Annotated in this window: 15 protein-coding genes and 1 pseudogene; 4 read left to right on the forward strand and 12 right to left on the reverse strand. The window is 53.4% G+C overall.

Going from position 1 to position 19,875, the window contains the following annotated elements:
* Positions 1–29: 29 nt before the first annotated feature.
* The 3 genes from IV89_RS17915 to IV89_RS17925 form a co-directional block, all read right to left on the reverse strand.
* Positions 30–998: a TAXI family TRAP transporter solute-binding subunit gene (locus IV89_RS17915; protein ID WP_037945214.1), complete on the reverse strand. Its 969-nt coding sequence runs from the start codon at positions 996–998 to the stop codon at positions 30–32.
* A gap of 29 nt (positions 999–1,027) precedes the next feature.
* Positions 1,028–3,772 carry a benzoate-CoA ligase family protein gene (locus tag IV89_RS17920; RefSeq protein WP_037945212.1) on the reverse strand — a complete coding sequence of 915 codons (2,745 nt, stop codon included), beginning with the start codon at positions 3,770–3,772 and terminating at the stop codon, positions 1,028–1,030.
* 109 nt (positions 3,773–3,881) lie between these two features.
* Positions 3,882–5,024 (reverse strand): FAD-dependent monooxygenase, encoded by a 1,143-nt coding sequence (locus IV89_RS17925; protein ID WP_037945211.1) that lies wholly within the window; start codon positions 5,022–5,024, stop codon positions 3,882–3,884.
* Positions 5,025–5,110: 86 nt separating this feature from the next.
* On the opposite strand from IV89_RS17925, the gene IV89_RS17930 reads away from it, so the two are divergent.
* Entirely contained in the window at positions 5,111–5,518 is a 408-nt protein-coding gene (locus IV89_RS17930; RefSeq protein WP_037945210.1) for an acyl-CoA thioesterase, read from the forward strand.
* A complete protein-coding gene (locus IV89_RS17935; RefSeq protein ID WP_081858813.1) occupies positions 5,511–6,326 on the forward strand; it encodes an IclR family transcriptional regulator in 816 nt (271 codons plus the stop codon). The genes IV89_RS17930 and IV89_RS17935 overlap by 8 nt, the downstream gene beginning before the upstream one ends.
* 109 nt (positions 6,327–6,435) lie before the next feature.
* On the opposite strand, the gene IV89_RS17940 is transcribed toward IV89_RS17935, so the two are convergent.
* From IV89_RS17940 to IV89_RS17970, 7 genes and pseudogenes are all read right to left on the reverse strand, one after another.
* Positions 6,436–7,778, reverse strand: a protein-coding gene (locus IV89_RS17940) for an IS3 family transposase (protein ID WP_107277725.1) whose coding sequence is annotated in 2 segments (ribosomal slippage) — positions 6,436–7,451 and positions 7,451–7,778 — 1,344 coding nt in all. Because the reading frame shifts where the segments join, the coding sequence is not laid out codon by codon here.
* Between the two features lie 87 nt (positions 7,779–7,865).
* Positions 7,866–8,765 (reverse strand): annotated as a pseudogene (locus IV89_RS17945) (muconate/chloromuconate family cycloisomerase); the annotation flags it as partial.
* Between the two features lie 134 nt (positions 8,766–8,899).
* Positions 8,900–9,889 carry a branched-chain amino acid ABC transporter permease gene (locus IV89_RS17950; protein WP_037945206.1) on the reverse strand — a complete coding sequence of 330 codons (990 nt, stop codon included), beginning with the start codon at positions 9,887–9,889 and terminating at the stop codon, positions 8,900–8,902.
* A 4-nt stretch (positions 9,890–9,893) separates the two neighbouring features.
* Positions 9,894–10,757: a branched-chain amino acid ABC transporter permease gene (locus IV89_RS17955; protein ID WP_037945204.1), complete on the reverse strand. Its 864-nt coding sequence runs from the start codon at positions 10,755–10,757 to the stop codon at positions 9,894–9,896.
* Positions 10,757–11,473 (reverse strand): ABC transporter ATP-binding protein, encoded by a 717-nt coding sequence (locus tag IV89_RS17960; RefSeq protein WP_037945202.1) that lies wholly within the window; start codon positions 11,471–11,473, stop codon positions 10,757–10,759. The genes IV89_RS17955 and IV89_RS17960 overlap by 1 nt, the downstream gene beginning before the upstream one ends.
* Positions 11,470–12,189 carry an ABC transporter ATP-binding protein gene (locus IV89_RS17965; protein WP_037945201.1) on the reverse strand — a complete coding sequence of 240 codons (720 nt, stop codon included), beginning with the start codon at positions 12,187–12,189 and terminating at the stop codon, positions 11,470–11,472. The genes IV89_RS17960 and IV89_RS17965 overlap by 4 nt, the downstream gene beginning before the upstream one ends.
* Before the next feature lie 69 nt (positions 12,190–12,258).
* Entirely contained in the window at positions 12,259–13,527 is a 1,269-nt protein-coding gene (locus IV89_RS17970) for an ABC transporter substrate-binding protein (RefSeq protein WP_037945200.1), read from the reverse strand.
* 609 nt (positions 13,528–14,136) lie between these two features.
* Between IV89_RS17970 and IV89_RS17975 the strand changes: the two genes are divergently transcribed.
* Positions 14,137–14,892 carry a hypothetical protein gene (locus tag IV89_RS17975; RefSeq protein WP_235183821.1) on the forward strand — a complete coding sequence of 252 codons (756 nt, stop codon included), beginning with the start codon at positions 14,137–14,139 and terminating at the stop codon, positions 14,890–14,892.
* 242 nt (positions 14,893–15,134) lie between these two features.
* Positions 15,135–17,846: a hypothetical protein gene (locus IV89_RS17980; protein ID WP_146152955.1), complete on the forward strand. Its 2,712-nt coding sequence runs from the start codon at positions 15,135–15,137 to the stop codon at positions 17,844–17,846.
* Here the strand turns inward: IV89_RS17980 and IV89_RS17985 are convergent.
* A complete protein-coding gene (locus IV89_RS17985) occupies positions 17,809–18,480 on the reverse strand; it encodes a class I SAM-dependent methyltransferase (RefSeq protein ID WP_107277719.1) in 672 nt (223 codons plus the stop codon). The genes IV89_RS17980 and IV89_RS17985 overlap by 38 nt on opposite strands.
* Entirely contained in the window at positions 18,473–19,729 is a 1,257-nt protein-coding gene (locus tag IV89_RS17990; protein WP_037945197.1) for a hypothetical protein, read from the reverse strand. The genes IV89_RS17985 and IV89_RS17990 overlap by 8 nt, the downstream gene beginning before the upstream one ends.
* Between the last annotated feature and the right edge of the window lie 146 nt (positions 19,730–19,875).

Here is a 19,875-nt window from a genome sequence, read left to right on the forward strand (position 1 = left end):
CGCCCCGCCTTGTTTCGCCCGCACCAGAGTTACTGATTTGGAGTCAATTCCACGCCACGCTCTTCAAAGAACGCCACGGCGCCGGGGTGGTAGTCGATACCTGGGTATTCTTTGTAGGCTGTTTCGAGGTTCAACGCCCGCAGCGGCGGATATGCACCCCCGATTGCCTCGCGTTGGTCAAAGAGTACAGCAAGCAGCTGTTCGACCGCTTCGTCGGAGACATGCGCTCCGGCAACCAGCACGTTGTCCCAAGTCACAAACATCATCGGTTCGGCCACACCGACACGGACCGGTGCGGGAGTTACTTCGGAAAAGTAGAAAGCCGGCCGGATTTGGCGAATTCTGGTCAACGTCTCTTCATTCGCTTCGACCGACAGGAAGCGCACGCCCCCGACGGAGGCGTCAATTTCGGCGACTTTTGGGCCACCGACGGCAAAGAATGCGCTGTCTACACGACCCGACGCCATGTCATCCGAGCCCCTGATCAATTCGGGTACCGGAACTTGTTTGACGTCGTCCCAATCAAGCCCACCGGCCGCAAGGATGGCCGAAATATGCGACCGCGCGATTGGAAAGGCATCCCATCCAGACGGAACGCTGCGCCCTTTCAGATCACCAACGGTTTCCATTCCCGAGCTTTCCTTGACATAAAGACCGACCGGGAACGGATTGATGCGCGCTACAACCCTTAGGTTAAGCATTGAACTGCTATATTCGCCCGTTCCGGAAAATGCCGTGATAACGTCGTTCACATCATTCAACGAGAATTCGGCCAGAGAGTCATTCACGGCCTGCATCATCTGGGCGTTCCCGCCATATGGTTGAACAACCATTTTCATTCCGGCGCTGCTACGCGCCTCGCCAGAAATAACCGATGCCATCGTGTTCCAGACAGAGCCTTGTGGCGGGGTCGAGAACGAAAGGACCTGCGCTTGCGCCGCAGGTGCCGTGCACGCTGCGAACAGACCGGCCATCACGAGTTTCTTAAGTGGTTTCATAAGTCTTCCTCCCTTGAAGTTGTTGGTGCTCAAGCTGCGGTTTCGGGTTTTCGTACCAATGCTTGCCTGTCGATTTTCCCGGTGCCTGTCTTGGGCAGTTCTTCGACGTAATCGAAAATGCGCGGTGCCTTGTATGGCGTTAGATGCGCCTTGATATGATCGCGTAGTGCAACGGTCTGCGCCTCGTCGGGGCGTCTGCCGGAGACAAGACTTACGATCGCCCGCAAGGCGGTGCGCTTGTCGGCAAGCTGCTCAGCAAGAACCGCGCATTCATGGACATCGGGGTGTTCGTTCAGGCAGCGCTCCACTTCGAGCGGCCAGACCCACTGGCCAGACACTTTGACAAGATCGTCGGCCCGGCCCTGAAAGTAGTAATATCCATCCCGCTCAATGAAGCGGTCACCGGTGTAAATCCAATCGCCGCGCATTGTGTCACGCGTCTTGTCGGGACGGTTCCAGTATGTTGGCGACGAAGAGTGCCCTCGTACGAACATCACACCTTCCTCGCCTTCAGAAGGGGGCTGACCTTCAGGAGTTTCCAGCCGGATCTCATAGCCCGGAACCCTTGCACCCGCCGCGCCCAGCCTATGATCGTCCAGCTTGTTACTTAGGTAGATGTGAAGCATCTCGGTCGAGCCGAGCCCTTCGGTCGGGCCATGGCCGACCTTAGCCTTCCATGCCTTATAGACGTCCTCGGACAAGATTTCGGCGGCCGACATCGACTGACGCAGTGACGAAAGGTTGCGGCTGTCGATGTCCTTGGCGCGCGCCAAAGCGGTATAGAGCGTCGGTAGTCCAAACAGGACAGTAGGCTCGTATGTCTCAATCGCATCCAACACCGCTTCAGGGCGGGGTTGGTTCGGAACCAATAGCGCTGTTGCACCGCAGGCAAATGGAAAGACCATCGAATTGCCGAAGCCATAGGCGAAATAGGCCTTGGGAACGGAATAACAGATGTCGCTCTCGCGCAGTTTAAGGACATGAGATCCAAAGCTTTGCTGGATATACGCCATATCGTGATGCAGGTGGACAATGCCCTTTGGCCTGCCAGTAGAGCCCGAGGAATACATCCAGAACGCCATATCGTCAGGGCCGGTATCAGCCGCCCCAAGCGTGTCTGCCGTGTCTACCAGAAAATCAGATGCCGAAATCGCTTTGGCGGCGTCCGATGACCCATTCGCGATGACAACGGTTTCCAGGTCCGTGCCTTCCTGGGTTTCGTCATCGAACACCTCTGCAAGGTCAGCCTCGACCAGCGCAAAGCGGGCACCGCTGTCCTTAAGGAAATAATTCAGCACGTCTGGCTTCGTCTGAACGTTCAATAAAACCGGCACAAGGCCTGCGCGAACCGCCCCATAGAAAGCCGCCGGATAAACCGGCGTATCGTCCAGAAAGAAAGCGATCCTCTCGCCTCTTTTGATGCCGGCGCGCAGGAAAGCATTCCCCCAACGAGACGCTTGCACGACAAGTTCGCGATAGGACAGGGTTCCCACCGGCCCCGTGACCGCCATTTTGTCGGGATTGCGTGCAAGGTTCTGCCAAAGCATTTCGGAACAGTTGGCATGCTGCGCTTTGTCAAAGCCGATTTCCGCTGCGCCTGGCACCTCTGTGGCAACGGGGTCCGCGATTGCATCCGGCGATGTGGCCTTGAGATCTTCGTATCGCGCCATGAAATTCGGCGTCTCTTGCCTCAGACGATCCATATCCATGCGTCCCGACCGCGTCAGGTAATCGAAAGCGAAGTCATGGGATGGGTGCGCCAATTTTTCGGCAAACCCTTCATACCAACTGGCCGACGTGTTGGCGGCCTCAACGATTTTCTTTGCCTCTTGCGGACGCTCTCGTTGAAAAGACGACAGGGCGACATCTATGTCGCCTTGGGTGCGCAAGTTCGCGACCAACGCAAAGGCGTCTTCCATGGCCAGCCGGGTTCCCGAGCCGATTGAGTAATGCGCCGTATGTGCCGCATCGCCCAAAATAACATGTCGGCCCGATACCCAGGTGTCGCACCAAAGACGTGGGAACTGGCGCCATACCGACATATTTGTCTGCAACGCGGTGCCCTGCAGCGTTTCTGCAAAAATCTCGCTACATACCCGGGCACTTTCAAATTCGCCCAGATGGGTAAATCCATAGTTTTGGAACGTTGCCTCATCACACTCCACGATAAATGTGCTGCGGTCTTTGGAGTATCGATAGTGGTGCGCGTTGAATGCCCCATTTTCGGTTTCCACGAAGGTTTGGGTCAGCCGATCAAAAGGAATTGTAGCCCCAAACCAGGCAAAGTGATTTCCATAATAACCCAGAGTGGTCTGATAGACCTGCTCATCAGCAGCCCGGGTAACGGAATTGATGCCGTCCGCGCCAATCACAAGATCCGCCTTTGACTCCTGAGGCGAATGAATTTCCTGTTCGAACCTTAAGACTGCCCCCATTTCTTCAGCGCGGGCGGCCAGTAGATCGATCAACTTCAGGCGGCCAATGGCGCTATAGCCCATTCCATCGATGATTTCGCGGCCGGACGGGGTCGCAAGTTCCATGTCGCGCCACCGCTCCATATGCGGCACAATCAGATCGTAAGTCTCGGGATCGTCGGCCTTTAAGGCTTCGAGAACCCTGTCTGAGAAAACCACACCGAACCCAAAGGTAGCATCTCTCGAGTTCTTTTCGGTCACCGTGACCGAAACCGACGGCAAATAGCGCCGCAAAAGAAGAGCGGTGTAGAGACCCGCAGGCCCAGCTCCAAAAATTTCCACAGTCGACAAATGTGGCACGCGCTTCTCCTCCTCAGTCGCATTCTATTCGGCAAGACATCTTTGGAGGCGGCGCTACATAGCGCCACCCAAGAAGGCCGGGTCAAAAGCCCAAAAACCGATAAACTTTTTAGTTCACGCTGGCTTTTTCGCGTTCGTAATTGGCCGCAAACTCTGGCGCAATCTGGCGCAGTCGCTCTTCGGTCATCCGACCCGAACGCATCAGGTAGTCACGCGCGAAATCCATTGCCGGCAACTGCATTTTTTCCCCAAAGCTCTCGTACCATGTCGCCGATGTATTGGCCGCATCGACGATCTTGCGAGCTATTGGCGGACGTTGGCTTTGATAGGCGGCCAAAGCCTCTTCGACAGAGCTGCTCTCGGCAAGTGCATGTACCAGCGCTATCGCATCCTCCATCGCCAGACGCGTCCCTGAACCGATAGAAAAATGGGCTGTATGAACCGCATCACCCAAAATCGCATATTTCCCGGCAACCCAACTTTCGCACCAAAGCTTCGGAAACTGCCGCCACATCGATTTGTTGGTAACAAGGTCGGTCCCCTGCAACACTTCCGAGAAAAGCGCGCTACAGCGCTTAGCGCTTTCTTCTTCGCTAAGCCCTTCGAAGCCACCCTTCTTGAAGGTTGCGGCGTCGCATTCGACAATGAATGTGCTCATGCCCGGCTCGAACCGATAATGGTGCGCATTCATCGGACCGAATTCAGTTTCGATGAATGTTTGCGTCAGAGTGTCAAATGGGATCGTCGCACCAAACCACGCGAAATGGTTGTCGAAATACTCCACCATGGGTTTGAACTGATCTTCTAACGTTCGGCGAACCAATGAATTGAGCCCATCGGCCCCCACGACAAGATCAGCATCCAATTGATCGACATTGTCAATCAACGTATCGAAACGGATATCGATACCCAAAGCGCGGGCGCGCTCTTTCAGGATTTCGATCAGATGCAGCCGCCCAATCGCCGTGAAGCCAACGCCGTCCAGCGTAACCGAACCGTCCGGCAAGTTCAGGGTCATGTTTTTCCAGCGCTCCATGTGCGGAATAACAAGGTCATGCGTCTCTGGATCGTCCGATTTCAGGAACTCCAAAGCCTGATCTGAAAAGACGACCCCGAAACCAAATGTGGCCCCTTCCGGGTTCTGCTCTGTCACGCGGATGCGGACGTCCGGCAGCAGCCGACGAATGAGAATGGCGGTGTAGAGGCCAGCGGGGCCCGCTCCAAGAATTTCAACGCTTGAAAGACGTGTCATGATTCCTCCCTAAACCTCTCGACGTTCCGAATTAAATAGTCCATAATTCTCCATAGCGCAATCGTTTTTATAATATGGAAAATCTCATGTCCCAGACTCAGACCTTCGACATCTCTTTCGGAGACTGCGATCCCGTAGGAATTGTCTTTTATCCCAATGCCTTTCGCTGGATGGACGCCACCTTCCAGACGCTGCTTCGCCGCTATGGTGGACATTCCCAAGTCTGCAAGCAGTTGGAAGCGGTTGGGCTTGGGCTCGTTGATGCGTCCGCTCAGTTCAAGCATCCGATGCGCGACGGTGACACCTTGGACCTGCGCACCCAAGTTGTTGAGTGGTCCCAACGCACGGTTACCCTAGGCTATGAAGGGCGTGTCCAGGGCAAACTTGCTTTTACCGGGCGCGAAGTAAGGTGCCTTTTCAAACGATCGCAAAATGGTATTGTTGCCGCTGATCTCGCGCAGTTGCGAGAGCTTTTGGAGGGTCCGAATGTCTGACGAAAACGGCCACGGTCAGGGTCTCAAATCCTTGGACACTGCCCTTAGTGTTCTGGCGCATTTGACGCGACAGGCCGGACCTCAAACTTTAACAGATATAGGGCGCGCATGCGGGATGCCGCCGAGCAAGGTTCATCGTTACCTAGCTTCTTTTGTCGCAGCGGGTCTGGTAGCTCAAAAGGGAAAATCTGGACGATATGATCTGGGCCCTGCTGCGATGCAGCTCGGACTGGCGGCGCTATCTCGTCATGATTTTATAAATTCTGCCGCCGACGAATTGACTGAGCTTTCCGCCGAAACAGGGATGACCGTTTTGCTGTCGGTTTGGGCCAATCAGGGTGCCACAGTCGTCCGATGGGAAAGGGGAGCCACACCGACTGATACGTCTATGGGACTAGGCACCACTCTGCCGCTACTCAATTCCGCAACAGGACGCGTTTTTCTTGCGTGGGGTGCTCGGCATGCCATTGACCCCGTCCGCGACGAACAACTTCGCCGTCTCAGGCGATTACCACCATTTGTTCTCGACCTCGAGCCCACAAAAGTTGGTGTAGAAGCCCTAATTGCTGCCACTCGCGAGCGTGGCTACGCGACTGTCGAAGGGCGTTACATACCTGGTCTCGTTGCAGCCGCTGCACCTGTGCTCGATTGGCAAGGTGAAGTCCAAGCCGCAGTAACTTTGGTAGGAACGGATCCGACACTGATTTCATCTGGCGCCAAGGAAATCAACAGTTTGGTTGCGTATTGCAAGAGAAAATCGGTTGTCCGCCTAACCGCCAATGCACAATCGGCCAAAGCTACTGCTTGATAAGCTAGCAACTGTGTTTATTCGCCGGGCTGAAGTGTCCGTCGTCAGGGTTTTTGAAACCAATGGCTGCTTAAACTAAGAGAGAGTTTGGCTCATCTTGTTAGTTTCATTATGCGGCGTGCTGGCGGTGATGCAAGCGTCGCGCTTCAAGTGTTTTCCGTTTGATCCTTTCGCGTTGCCTTAGAATGGCTTTGTCACGCCCAAAGTAGACGTCGGCGGGTGTGACGTTGTTGATACTCTCGTGATAACGCTGGTGATTGTAGTGGTCGACGAAGGCTTCGATCTGGGCCTCAAGATCACCCGGCAGGAAGTAGTTTTCCAATAAGATCCGGTTCTTCAGTGTTTGATGCCAACGCTCAATCTTGCCTTGAGTCTGAGGGTGATATGGCGCACCGCGAGAGTGCTTCATGCCTTTGTCCTGCAGCCACTCAGCCAAATCGCCCGAGACGTAACTTGATCCGTTGTCGCTGAGCAGCCGCGGCTTGTGGATGACGTGCACCTGATCACAGCCAGACGCCTGCAAAGCCAGATCCAATGTGTCTGTCACATCCTCGGCCCGCATATTTGTGCAGAGCTTCCACGAGACGATGTAGCGGCTGTAGTCGTCGAGCACCGTACTGAGATAGAACCAGCCCCAGCCGAGAACCTTGATGTAGGTGAAGTCTGTCTGCCAAAGCTGGTTGATCCCAGTCGTCTTGTCTTTGAACTCGTTCGCTGCCTTGAGAACGATGAACGCCGGGCTGGTGATCAGATCATGCGCCTTCAGCACGCGGTATACTGTAGATTCTGACACGAAGTAGCGTTCCTGATCTGTGAACGTCACCGCCAACTCACGTGGTGACAGCTCTGTCTCTTTCAAGGCGAAGTCGACAACTTTGCGCTTTACCTCGTCCGGCACCCGATTCCAGACATGTTTTGGCTTGGGAGATTGATCCTGCAAGCCAGCCTCACCCCGCTGAAGGTACCGGTCGTACCAACGATAGAACGTGGTGCGTGGAATGCCGAGCTTGGCCAGTGTCAGGCGTGCTGACAGGTGGCTTTCCTCGACCAGCCGGATGATCTCTAACTTCTCTGATGCTGCATACCTCATTCGTGGTCGTCCCCACCGTCGAACATGCTTTTTTTGAGAAGACGCAGCTCAAGCGTCTGCTCCGCGACCACCTCTTTGAGATCCTTTGCCTCGCGACGCAGTTCCTTGACCTCGTCGGTGTTCGCAGCGCGCGCTGTGTCGCCAGCCAGCCGCTTCTTGCCGGCTTCCATGAAGTCCTTCGACCACTTGTAATAGATGCCTTGGGAGATCCCCTCACGACGGCACAGTTCAGCAATGCTGTCTTCGCCACGCAGGCCATCCAGCACGATCCTGATCTTCTCTTCGGATGAATAATGTTTGCGGGTAGCCCGCTTGATGTCTTTGACGATCTTCTCGCCAGGGCTCTTCGTTGTCTTTCTCATCGTCCACTCCTCGGTGGCTACGATGAGCAACAAACCCTCTCTTAGCAAATCGCCCTATTTGGACCCATAAGCGCTGACGTCAGACACATAAAGACCCAAGCCCGCAGCTTGCGCTGTAGCAATCACTTCTGAGGCTCGCTTCAGACCGCCAGATTGACCAATCTTTACGGCAAACACGTCAGCAGCACCTCGTGCTGCGACAGCCAAGGCATCCTCTGGGCCATTTAGAGACTCGTCTGCCATAACCGCAATTTCATAAGACCTTGTGAGTTCTGCCATAGCGTCAAGATTGCGGGCTGCTACAGGCTGCTCGATCAACTCGCATCCTGCGTCTTGCAAACCCTTCAGCCCCCAACGCGCATCTTGTAGTGACCATGCGGTATTAACATCAACACGAACGCTCGCGTCATCGCCAAGTGCGGTTTTTATCCGGGCAACATGCGCGATGTCATCACGTACAGAACGTTTGCCGATCTTGAGCTTGAATATATTGTGGCGGCGAGTCTCGATCATTTCGTGCGCTTCGGCAATGTCGGTGTCACAGCAACCCGATGCAAGTGTCCAAGCGACAGGTAATTTATCCGTCACAGCCCCGCCGAATAGTTGAGATACGGGCACGCCAAGACGTTTTCCCAACCCATCCCAGAGAGCGATTTCTACAGCTGCTTTCGCAATGCGATTGCCGCGGACCAACTTGTCTATGAGTTGCAGCGCACCGTTAACATTGTCGCCGCAGCGGCCGACGAGAGCAGAGGTAATATATGAATCGATCGCGGATTGAATGCTTTCAGGACTTTCAGGGCCGTAACCGAGGCCACCTATCGTCGTCCCCTCACCAAATCCTTCAGATCCATCCGAGGACAGGATCTGTACCAAAACTACGGACTGAGACAGCATGGTCGCCATCGAAAGCACGTGACCTCGGATTGTTGGGAGATCGAGGATAATCGTTTCGATCCGTTCGATTTTTGTCACTAGCATCACCATGCATTTGAGTTTTGATCTGTATCAGAATGCAGTTTGGCACATTCTTCTGTCTATGATTTCCCAGGTCTTGGTTGATACCCTAAATGCCAACAGCGTCGTTGGCGCATCAAGATCAATTCCAAATATGAGAGGAACTAGGGGGAGTGGTCAATTTGTCTAGTTGTTGGGAATAGTGTCAGGTTCCGATTTTGGGTGAGCAAACCCCAAAGACCCCGTGGCTCCAAAAGCATGATGGCAACAGAAATGAGCCCCAGAATGATCATGTACCAACTGCCAATATCCGCCAGAAACTCCCTCAACACGAAAAACAATATGCAGCCAATGATTGGACCCTCAAGCGTGCCAATACCTCCGATCACGACAATAAAAATGACCAAAACAGACCAATCATTGACACTAAAGGCAGCCTCCGGTGTGATCCGTAGCTTTTGGAGGAAGATTAGCGCGCCGATCATACCAGTCATGGCGGCGACTCCGACAAAAACGCTGAATTTCAAGCGATTGGTTTGAACCCCTACGCTGGTTGCCGCTTCTTCGTTGTCGCGAATAGCCCCAAGACCTAAACCAACGCGAGAACGCATCAGGAACCAAATGCCGAAAATCACAACAAGCATAATTGCCAGCGCGATCCAATACGTTAGACTCTCTCGAGCAGCACGGCCATCTGCCATGTCGCGTACGACGTTGGTGGGCAAAGAAATTCCTGATCCCCCACCCAAACTGCTGATTTGTGCAAAGCCGAGCCGGAAGACTTCTGCAATAACCCATGTGCCGATGGCAAAGTAGGGACCAGACAATCTGAAAGCGACTATGGCTGTCGGGAAAGCAAGTATGCCGGTGAACACGCCAGCCAAGGGCAAGGCCACCAGAACTGGAAGCCCTGCAAACATGGTCAAAGTGAACAGCATGTACCCACCCAAGCCAACAAAGGCCTGTTGGCCAACCGAAATCAATCCAGAGTACCCCGCAAGCAGGTTCCATAACTGTGCGAGTGCCAAAAAATAGAACGCTTCAATCAATAGCCGCATCGTACCGCGATCAGCCCAATAAGGACCGGCCAGCAGACCGAAGACGACGACGCCAAGAAGTGTTATGCGCAACAAGTTTGAGTTTGAAACCGGCATGATTTTATCCTCTTTGCTTTGGGAAGAGGCCTTGTGGGCGGACCACTAAGATGACCAGAAAAACGATATGCCCAGCCAGAATTTGCAGACCCGGGTCAATCTGGGCCCCAATCCCTTGCGCGACGCCCAGAATGATCCCACCTGCAAGCGTACCCCAAAGACTACCCAAGCCGCCGATGATTACCGCTTCAAATGCGAACAGGAGGCGGATCGGTCCCGCCGTCGGGTCAAAGTTGGTCTTAATCGCCATCAAGACACCCGCAATTGCGACAACCGCGCTTGCGAGTGCGGTGGCAATAGCGAACAGATGCCGCCGGTCTGCCCCCATAAGACCAATGATTTCGCCATCGTCAGAGGTGGCTCGCAAAAGTCGTCCCATGTTTGAGTGCTCAAAAAACCAATTCAGCCCGCCCAAGACAACAACTGCGACTGCAAACATCAGCAATGGCACAGCGCCAATTGACAAGCCTGCGACTGAGAAAGAAGCGGTATCAAGCGCGCCAGCGCTAAGACGCTGACTGTCTGCACTGAATTGCTCAAGCATCAAGTTCTGTAGAATGACGGAGAAGCCAAAAGTCACCAGGATTGACGGTAAGATATCGTGACCGACAACGCGGTTCAGAACGAAACGTTGCCCGAGATAACCAAATCCCGCCATAAACGGCAGCACTACAACGAGCGTAAGAAGTGGGTGCAAACCCAAAGCTTCAACGAGTAACAGCGCTCCAAACGCCGCCATGATAATGAAATCCCCATGCGCGAGATTAACAAAGCGCATGACGCCGAACATGAGCGAGAGGCCAGCCGCAAAAAGGGCATAGAGCCCGCCCAACAGAACGCCTTGGACGATGGCATTGATCCATTCCATTATTGTACCTCTTTTTCGCGGCCAAAGTAGGCTGCGGAAACCATCTCTCGTGTCATAGTCGCCGAATTGCCCGTCAGGTTCACGTGGCCTTCCTGAAAGCAATACATTCGATCCGATACTTTCATCGCCATGCTTATGTCTTGCTCGACCACCAGCACCGCCGTACCTCCACCGCGTATCTTGGGCAGAGCAGCATAGATATCGCGCACGATCACCGGTGCGAGACCGAGGCTGACTTCATCCAATAACAAGAGTTCCGGATTGCTCATGAGCGCCCGTCCAATCGCGACCATTTGCTGTTGCCCGCCAGATAAAAGCGTCGACGGGATATCGCGTTTCTCTTTCAAAATGGGGAAGAGTTCGTGTACGGCGGCAAGGTCCCATTGGCCCGTTCGCCCTACGTTTGCACCTAGCAGCAGGTTCTCTTCTACAGACAGAGACGGGAATAAGCGGCGGCCTTCGGGTGACATCGCTATCCCACTGCGAGCAATCTGGAATGCGGGCGAACCTGCAATGTTCTTACTCCGAAACATGATGCTCTGGCCCTGCGTTCGCAACAGTCCGGCCAGGCATTTCAGAAATGTCGATTTGCCCGCGCCATTCGCCCCAACAAGCGCCACCGTTTCCGCCTCGGTCATCTCAAAGGAGATGCCGAACAGCGCCTGAAAATCACCATAATACGCGTCAAGGCTTTCTAAGCTTAACAAAGTGCTCATGCTTCAATTCCCAGATAGATGGACTGAACATCAGCGCTTTGGAACGTTTCTTGCGGCGGTCCCTCGACCATTTTTGCCCCAAAGTTGATCACAGCCAGACGGTCAACGACGGCAAACAGCGCATGTACTACGTGTTCAATCCAAATGATTGAAACACCCTGCGCCTTGATGTCCTTAATGGTAGCAATCAGGCTGTCACATTCCAGATCGGTCAACCCACCTGCGATCTCATCAAGAAGCAGCACCTTTGGACGTGTCGCGAGAGCGCGCGCCATTTCCAATCGTTTGCGCTCGAGCAGGCGCAGGCCACCGGCGCGTGCATTCGCAACATGGCTGAGTTCCAGTTGATCAAGAATATTTCTACAAAGCGTTTTGTTGTCCGCGTCGCTGCCGCCCCCGAATTCCGCGGCAACAAGTAGGTTTTCATAGACGGTCAGTCCGTTGAACGGTTTGGGAATTTGATAGGTCCGCCCGATCCCTGCACGGCAGCGCTCTGCTGCGGTCAGGTGCGTGATGTCACGGCCTTGCCACAGGACTTTACCTTCATTCGCAGACATCACTCCTGCGATCAGGTTGAAAAGCGATGACTTACCCGCCCCGTTTGGGCCAATAATTCCCAGAGCATCCCCAGCATCAAGCGACAGAGTGACCTCATCGACCGCGCGAACGGCACCGAAATTCTTCACCAGCCCTTGGGTTTGTAAGAGTGCAGACAACGATACGACCTTTCAAAAAAAGCAGGCCCTGCACATGATAGAACAGGGCCCGCCTTAGGGAGTTCAACCTCAGATCAGGTTGACTGATCCGGTCTTGGCAATTGTCGGGTGATCGCCGTTCTCAACGATGTTCAAAACAGGTTTGCCATCCTCAAGCGTCCATTGCCCGCCAACAAGCGGCGTCTTGGAAATGTTCGGGACGGGGCCTGTCTGAAAATTCACAGGGCCAACGACGGACTGATAGTCCGTTGCGCGCAAGGCATCGCGGATCGAAGCTGGGTCCATCGGGTCAGTACTCCGCTTGAGTGCGTCAATGGCCACTTCAAACAGCGAGTGCTTGAACGCCAAAGGCATTGTCCAAGGGTTGCCGGTCGCCGCTTCATAGTCAGCGGCCAGTTCAGTTGAGCTTTGGCCTGTGAAGCCAGAGCTATAGGGATGGCCAGGGGACCACCAAACTTCTGTGCTCAGCCCTTCACCGCGTTCACCAAGCGAGCTGATGACCTGCGGAAATTCCAGCGCTTTACCAAAGGTGACAACTTTGGGCTCAAACCCCTGCTGAGCGGCCTGTAGCCAGAAGGTTGCAAAGTCTGGCGGTGGAACAACACCTGTCAGAATCTCAACGCCAGCTGCCTTAAATGCGCTAATCTGCGCGCTAAAATCATCGCTCATGACTTGATAGCGGCCCGGATCAACCAAAGCATAACCTTGTGCCTCTAGTACGGGTGGGAAGCCAACGTCAGGGCTGCCCCAGGCATTGCCGTCTGGATCATTTGGCCAAAGGGCGCCGACAACTTTGTTCGTTTCCGTCTGGTTCCATATGCCGGTGAACGTGGAAATTACATCCTCTAGGCCCCAGAAGAAGTGGAACGTCCAATCAAATCCTTTTGCGGGATCACCCTGCCGGCCAAAAAAGTGCGGTTGCCAAGGTGTGTCGTTGGTCAGGCAGGGCACTTCGTTTAACTCGGCCTGATCCGCGACAGGGTTAGTCGTGTCTGGCGTCGAAGTGGCCGTAATCAGGTGTACTTCGTCGTCAAACATCAGCTCTTGTGCGACGGTTGCAGCGCGGTTGGAACTGGATTGACTGTCCTTGACGATGAACTCGACGTTGTAGGTTTCACCGTTAATCTCAAGCCCGTCCGCGAGCTGTGTACGAAATTGTTCAAGGACAAACGCGTCGGATTCAGCAAAAACGGCCAAAGGGCCGGTTTGAGGAGTTACGAATCCGATCTTGATGGTCTTGGATTGCGCTAATGCAGGCATCGGAAGTGCCGCAACGCCTCCCAAGGCAGCAATACCCGTGTTGAATTTGCGGCGTGAAAGTTTCGTCTTATGTGTCATGAGTGTCTCCCATTCAGAACAGATTTAGTCAGTCAGCGGCTCTCGCCCGAAATTGCGGCCCTTTGCCAACTTTTTTGAAAGAACCAACGACCGCATGCACTTCTACGGATCCGATATTTTCAACCAAATTGCAGGTCGGGTTGCGGGCTGAAGGTTCGTCTTGTCTTACAACTGCTTGTTCATGCGAATTGACCTACAAGTGGAGACAAGAGCAATGTCCCTAAGGGTATCTCGCAATACCTTTGTAACTTTGGCGGGCGGATTGTGTGTGATCGATGAGTTGGCAAACTAAGAGCCAATCAGCGGGTGACAGTTGTCGCGTCTAGAAGCTTAGACAACAGCCAGCGCTGAAATGTTAGCCATTCAAAGGCGAATGCTTTCCCCTTTCTAATGGTAGGCTTAGCGCAACCTGCCGTCACCCTTGCATCGCGCAGCATTGGGCACTTCGGGATCAATCTTTGAATTCACCGCAGAGTGACCATACGACCGTCAATGGTGGACTTCTTGCAGATTTAACATAAGATTGATTATGCGACATTTAACAAACGTATATTTGTCGTTGCAATAATATACTACCGGAGTCATGCTGCTTACACCCTACTCGATGGGATGCTTCACATGCTTCGCACATTTCGAAAATACTCAATTGTCGCCGTACTTGCACTTGTTGGTTCGTCCGTGGGCCTTGCCAATCGTGTTCAGGCTCAAACGTATCAGATCGACTGCGCAATTTTACTGTGCCTCTCTGGCGGCTGGCCAGCATCAGTTCCATGTGCCCGTGCACGCGCCGAATTCATCCGCCGGATCACACCTTGGCCCGTTGAACCGCCATTGCAGATTTGGCGGTGCCCGATGGGCGCATCTTATGATCCAGTTACCCCGTCGGATAATCGAGGTCGTTTCTACGATATTTTGTTCACTAATCAGGATCGCCCGCGACCACTTTTGTCGCCTGCAACCGAACCGATGCCTTCTGAAAATGCCGTCTTAAATTTTGCCGGACCAAAGCCGAATCTGCTTCCGGAAGGATTTGCACTCGAGCTGGTCCAAGACCGCGCTGACATCGATATCAGCGGCCCCGAATTCAACTTTGTACGCTCAATCCGCGTCTATGATGTCCGATATGCACGCCAAAACGAGTCCGGCCGCGACGGAGACTGCAACCGATCTGCTACCATTTACCTCGGCACCTATGGAACCCAAGGTGATTTTTCATGGGCTCGGTCTGCTCCAACGGCACTGCCTGAGGCACATACTGGCCTTGAACGATGGGGATACAATTGCCCGAGCATTTTCCATCGCTCGGTCTTCGTTGATTGGCGTGATTACGAAGGAAACTACGGCTTCGAACAGGTCAATTACTGACGGTTTTTAAGGTTTCTTATCTAATATTTTGGATCTGACCTCATCAGACGCCAGCCCCTCGGTCTATCGGTAACGATAACTAGGAATTATCATAGCCACGTTATGGGGGAATCTCGGCACACTCACAGAACTTTTGTGGAATACGAACTGCTTGTCTTAGACAAGGAGTAGTTCTTATTGGTATCGCTTCTTCACAGTAAAGAATCGGAGCCAGAATGCTAAACAGTGAGAATTCTCGGCTCATGCTTGTTGCCCGCCCCATCGCTATTGTCTTGCTGTGTCTTCAAGTGATGGTCTTTTGTATTGCAATCCTGGCCGCAGGCCGCCTCATCATGTTTGCCGCGAAGAACATGTTAGGTATTGAACCACCGGACGGCACGTCTGTCTCATTACTTTCCCTTTTTGCGGGCGCAATTGTTATGGGCATCGTCTTCTTGCTCAAAGGTCCCGCCGCAAAGCGGGTGTCTGATGAAATTGTTGCGCGGATCATGAGGCTGATATTCATTTCTTGCGACAACGTCAGGCAGGTTACATATGCCATCAAACCACAATGTCTTGCCGTCACCCCTGACTTTCGCAAGATCAAGATCAATCACCCAACGCAAAAGCAGCTCGTCGAAAAGCTCTTTGAGAATATCAGGATGTGCTCAGATATTTCAGGCACATTCGATGTTGTGCTTGCGCCGAGCGGTTTTGGTAAGACACGCACGGCAACTTTGCTTGCAGAGGCCTTGGTCCGTGATCGAGACTTGTGTGTACTTGCCAACAACTTGCACTACTACGACTTTGCACGCGGGTTCTCCGTGCAAAACCAGTTCTTGCGGAATTTTGGCAGCCTCCGGCATGCGGGCGCATTGGTTGTCGTAGATAATTTCCATCTCGCCGACACAACAATCATCAAGGATGCCACACGCCGGCTGCTGGATGTTATTAATTCCGCAACTGAACGCCACCTGATCATCATGGCGCAACCGTTGGAGAATTGGCGGTTACGGGCGGGAGCCGAGATCAGGCTTTTATCGCATGCAAGACAGACCGGTCGCCTTCATAGTATCAACGCTCTGTCGCGTGAGGACATTTCGAAGGCGCAATTGTCAAAGGATGTGCTTCAAAAGGTCAAACAGTTCGCCCAGTATTCGCAATCTGGTGTTGCTTCGATCGCCGAGATCCAATCGGTGCAAGTCGATACTGCGACAAGCGTTTATCAAAGGCGGCTTGCAACCCGCGTCTCAGATTATCTTTTCGCGGTGAACCGCAACGAGGCAGAACCACCGTCCAAACGACTTGTTGTTGTCGTTGCAACTGCCACTGCTCTTGCAATCTTCAAAGGTGTGTTCGACCTAGGAACATTCACACGCGCCTTTTCGCACGCAAACCCGCGGGCTGGTCTCTTTGGATCTTGGGACCGCTTTCAAGCTGTCAGGGAGTTACGGCTCTTATCCAATGCCGGAGTAATCCCAAGATCGTCTTTGCCGGGGTCCCTGTTCGTCATGCATGAGCGATTGGCAGAACACCTACGAGATACGGTCGGGCCGACGGATGCCACGTTTGAAGAGGCCTTTCGAAAGGCCATCATCTGGCGCGCCGAACACACTGATGAGCGGGACGATCCGGCGCTCAATTGGTTAGTTGGTGTTGAAACAGCCCAAAGGGACCGGGTCGAGAAGTATTTCGGGAAGGCAATGGCCGACGGCAACCTGAGCGTTATGGCTAGCCGACTAAAACGCGTCATTGATGATTTTGATGATGCCGCCACAAAGTATCAACTTGGTGTCATTCTCGACAAGAGCGGGTCCTTTGCAAAGGCCCGTAAGTATCTCAAGTTAGTCGCCGCGGATACGGCAGATAGCGGCTTTGCGGCGGAGGCAACCTTGGCGCTCCTTGAAGCCGAACACAGCCCAGATCGCAAGGACATCGTACTGCTCTTGAGTGATTCAAAGACGCCGAAAATCCGCTTATCAGCCAGGTATTGGAACATCCATATGGACGCCCATTTAGGGCGGTTTGATCCGAGTGGGTTGGGCGCACTTGGCGGGGACCTCGCCACCTCATTTGATCTATCGGATATCCAATCCGACCACTTTCTCTCGACGTTGGCGTCACGCGTGTATTTTGACACCCTAAGACAAAGCTACTTGAGAGGGTTGAATATTACTGATGCGATCTTAGCCAACGAGACATCGCCTCTTTTACCCGCCGTCGAAGCGTCAGACCCATGCTTTAAGGCCAACACAATCCTTTATGAACGCGCGCATGTACTAAGTTTCGTTGTTTTGCCCGAATTGGCGGTTTTTGATCGGCGATTGGACTCGTCGCATTCACTCGGCCTTGCTTCTGCGTCCGATAGTGTTGCTGATCTGACATCAAGGATTGAACAGGAATATAAAAATGCCAGAGACGAATTTTCAGTTTTTGGAAACCGCGAACAGTATTATCTTTCCGGCGACATCCTGAATGCGCAAATCCAGAACCCGACTACCGATATCGATGACATTCGCATCCACTTAGCCGAATACCAGAAGTTCATTTCCAAGGCTGGTTTCGCGGACCTATTGAGTTATCCCGTTATCTACGCGTTTCGCCTAGCTGTCAGATCTTGGCGCGATGCGTTGACAGATCCAAATGCTTACGCCACCGGCGCTTTGGGCAGTGACGAACATCGTACTGAGGCCAAGAAGACGCTTTCCACCATCAAGACGCTGGATGAGGCATGTGGGAACCGTTACGGGTTATGGCGCCACGCGTTCTACGAAACGATGTTGAAGGCACTCGACCCAGAGGAAAGCCCCTCGCCCGACGTCACACGACAAAAGCTTCTTGAACTTGCCGATAAAGCGGCCGAGCAGGGTTTTCTTGGCGATGAAGCCTTCGCCAGAAAGCTTGCCGGTGGCGATACGCTGCGCATCGCCACCCTTCTCAACGCGATCTTATATCATCCGTTCGTTCATCAGTAACCCGCCGAAACATCAGCAACTCACGACGCCGGATACCTCGACCCGGTCGGTGGTAACGCAGTACATCGGACCGCTTCACAAACCAAAGTCCTGATTGGATCGCAGAATTGCCAAAGAAACCCGCCACTGGCCGATAAAAGATCGCATCGGGCTCCCCAAAAACGGTGTGATTGGGAGTGATGTCATCGTCGGCCAGATCATTGCTCAAGAGAAGGTAGTCGCTATCCAACGACGCTAAGTTCCGCCAGATCGCTGTCCAGTCTGCATCGGCGGTCAGATGCCCCAAAACACCATCCATGTAGAGGGCATCATATCTGGCATCGGGCATTTGTGGCCGTGTGACATCCAACGTGATCGTCGACAAACCAAGTCGTTCGCAGTGCGTACGTGATCCCTTGTCGATATCGCTCGCAGTCACGCTAAAGCCAGCACGGGTTAGGTCAACTTCGGTCGCACCTGTACCCGCCCCAATCGACAAGATGCATCCACCGGGGCAGGAAATAACCTCTTTTAACAAGTGGCAAATCACCTTGCGATACCAGCGGGATCGCACGGACAGGGGGGCTGGTATTCGCGTCTTTTTTCCGCGCACCCAGTCCAACATCAGGTCTTGATCATAGTATGGATCAGTCATTGCGGACACCAAACACAGCTTGTGGAACGATTTTCTTTGCCAATGCGGTGACCTGGTGTCGCACACTTCGGGCCTTCGGATTTCCTAAGGCCTCTGCAATCAGCGACCCGAGCGTATCGCAATCATGTGGCATCAATCCACATGACACGGCGGCGGTCACACCCAGGCGTTGGCCCCACCCCAATGCGTAGGGTAGCTTCCGGTAATTGGTCTGAATGCGGTTTTGCTCAAGCGCCTTCCATGCCGAAAACGCACCCTCCTGATCGTCATGTTGAATCCAGATGTGCTGGGTTAATGGCCAATCTGATGCGCCAACAGATGCACTCGGCACCACGTTCACGCCGTTCCTTTGCAGCGCACCTTCCAGACTTTCTTTCGTCGAAAGCAAACGTTGGGCGTAGTTTTCGAGCTTGGACCGATCATTCAGGATCAGTCCAACCAGCAAGCTGTTTTCGATGTGAGAACTTGAAACGAATGCGCTCAGTCCCGCCAAGACGTCCTTCCATAAGGCATCGTCATTGCACACCAAGGCTGCCTTCTGTGGCCCAGGAAAACTCTTGTGCAAGGTCAATACCTGAAGATTGAAGCCCCAATCAAACGGGTTCTGATACAGTCCGGCAATGATCTGCGGGACATATTGTGAACTGTCAAAAATCCGGATTGGCACATCCGTTTGGCCAAGCACAGAAAAGTCTTCATAGCGCAAACCTTCACTGCGATCGACAAAGAGAATGTCAGGACGTTCACGGGCTATCAGGTCGAGCGAAGCTGGCATGTCGAGGCATTTGTTGCCGCGGTCAACGGGAAGCGTGACGACGTTCAGGCCAAGTCGCTTCAAGATACCCGGCGTAGCGAAGTGCCCGCCGGCCTCAACTGGCAATAGGGCGACTTTGCCTCCGATTGGGGCCAATCCCATGAACAAGACAATGTGGGCATGCAAACCTGACAAAAGCCGCAACGATGCATGCGGACAATTGAAAGCATCCGCCAAGGCAGCATGCGCACGATTGAGTTCAGTTGTGAGACCTGACCGGCCACCAAATTGAATGACCGCTGATTTTTGATCTGGTTCTGACCGGATCTTATCGGACGCATACAGACCATGAAACTTGCCCACAACGTCTTTGAAATCCGAAAAGTCAGGAAAATTGTCGACAGGCGTCAAGATAATGCTCTGGCTCAACTTCGCGGCCTCTCGCCGCAGCCTCGTAATCGAAACAGTTGTTTGATTTGGAATCGTGTCTTTCATGCTTCTTCTCCCAGCGCATCCTTTGGATGCTGTTAACTACCTGAAAGAAATAGAGATTCTCTTCTTGCAACGCCCTGCTGGTTTCGCTACATGCAGGGCGCTGGCCGCGTCGCGATCGCTTTTTCTTCAGAACTTAGACACTTCCG

This window comes from Sulfitobacter sp. CB2047 (genome assembly GCF_000735125.2).
GTDB classification, from domain to species: domain Bacteria; phylum Pseudomonadota; class Alphaproteobacteria; order Rhodobacterales; family Rhodobacteraceae; genus Sulfitobacter; species Sulfitobacter pontiacus.

What these genes read in the sequence shown, in the direction of transcription:
- IV89_RS17915 (WP_037945214.1), bottom strand. Translation starts at nt 998, where the DNA reads ATGAAACCACTTAAGAAACTCGTGATGGCCGGTCTGTTCGCAGCGTGC.
- IV89_RS17925 (WP_037945211.1), bottom strand. Translation starts at nt 5,024, where the DNA reads ATGACACGTCTTTCAAGCGTTGAAATTCTTGGAGCGGGCCCCGCTGGC.
- IV89_RS17930 (WP_037945210.1), top strand. Translation starts at nt 5,111, where the DNA reads ATGTCCCAGACTCAGACCTTCGACATCTCTTTCGGAGACTGCGATCCC.
- IV89_RS17935 (WP_081858813.1), top strand. Translation starts at nt 5,511, where the DNA reads ATGTCTGACGAAAACGGCCACGGTCAGGGTCTCAAATCCTTGGACACT.
- IV89_RS17950 (WP_037945206.1), bottom strand. Translation starts at nt 9,889, where the DNA reads ATGCCGGTTTCAAACTCAAACTTGTTGCGCATAACACTTCTTGGCGTC.
- IV89_RS17955 (WP_037945204.1), bottom strand. Translation starts at nt 10,757, where the DNA reads ATGGAATGGATCAATGCCATCGTCCAAGGCGTTCTGTTGGGCGGGCTC.
- IV89_RS17960 (WP_037945202.1), bottom strand. Translation starts at nt 11,473, where the DNA reads ATGAGCACTTTGTTAAGCTTAGAAAGCCTTGACGCGTATTATGGTGAT.
- IV89_RS17970 (WP_037945200.1), bottom strand. Translation starts at nt 13,527, where the DNA reads ATGACACATAAGACGAAACTTTCACGCCGCAAATTCAACACGGGTATT.
- IV89_RS17975 (WP_235183821.1), top strand. Translation starts at nt 14,137, where the DNA reads ATGCTTCACATGCTTCGCACATTTCGAAAATACTCAATTGTCGCCGTA.
- IV89_RS17980 (WP_146152955.1), top strand. Translation starts at nt 15,135, where the DNA reads ATGCTTGTTGCCCGCCCCATCGCTATTGTCTTGCTGTGTCTTCAAGTG.
- IV89_RS17985 (WP_107277719.1), bottom strand. Translation starts at nt 18,480, where the DNA reads ATGACTGATCCATACTATGATCAAGACCTGATGTTGGACTGGGTGCGC.
- IV89_RS17990 (WP_037945197.1), bottom strand. Translation starts at nt 19,729, where the DNA reads ATGAAAGACACGATTCCAAATCAAACAACTGTTTCGATTACGAGGCTG.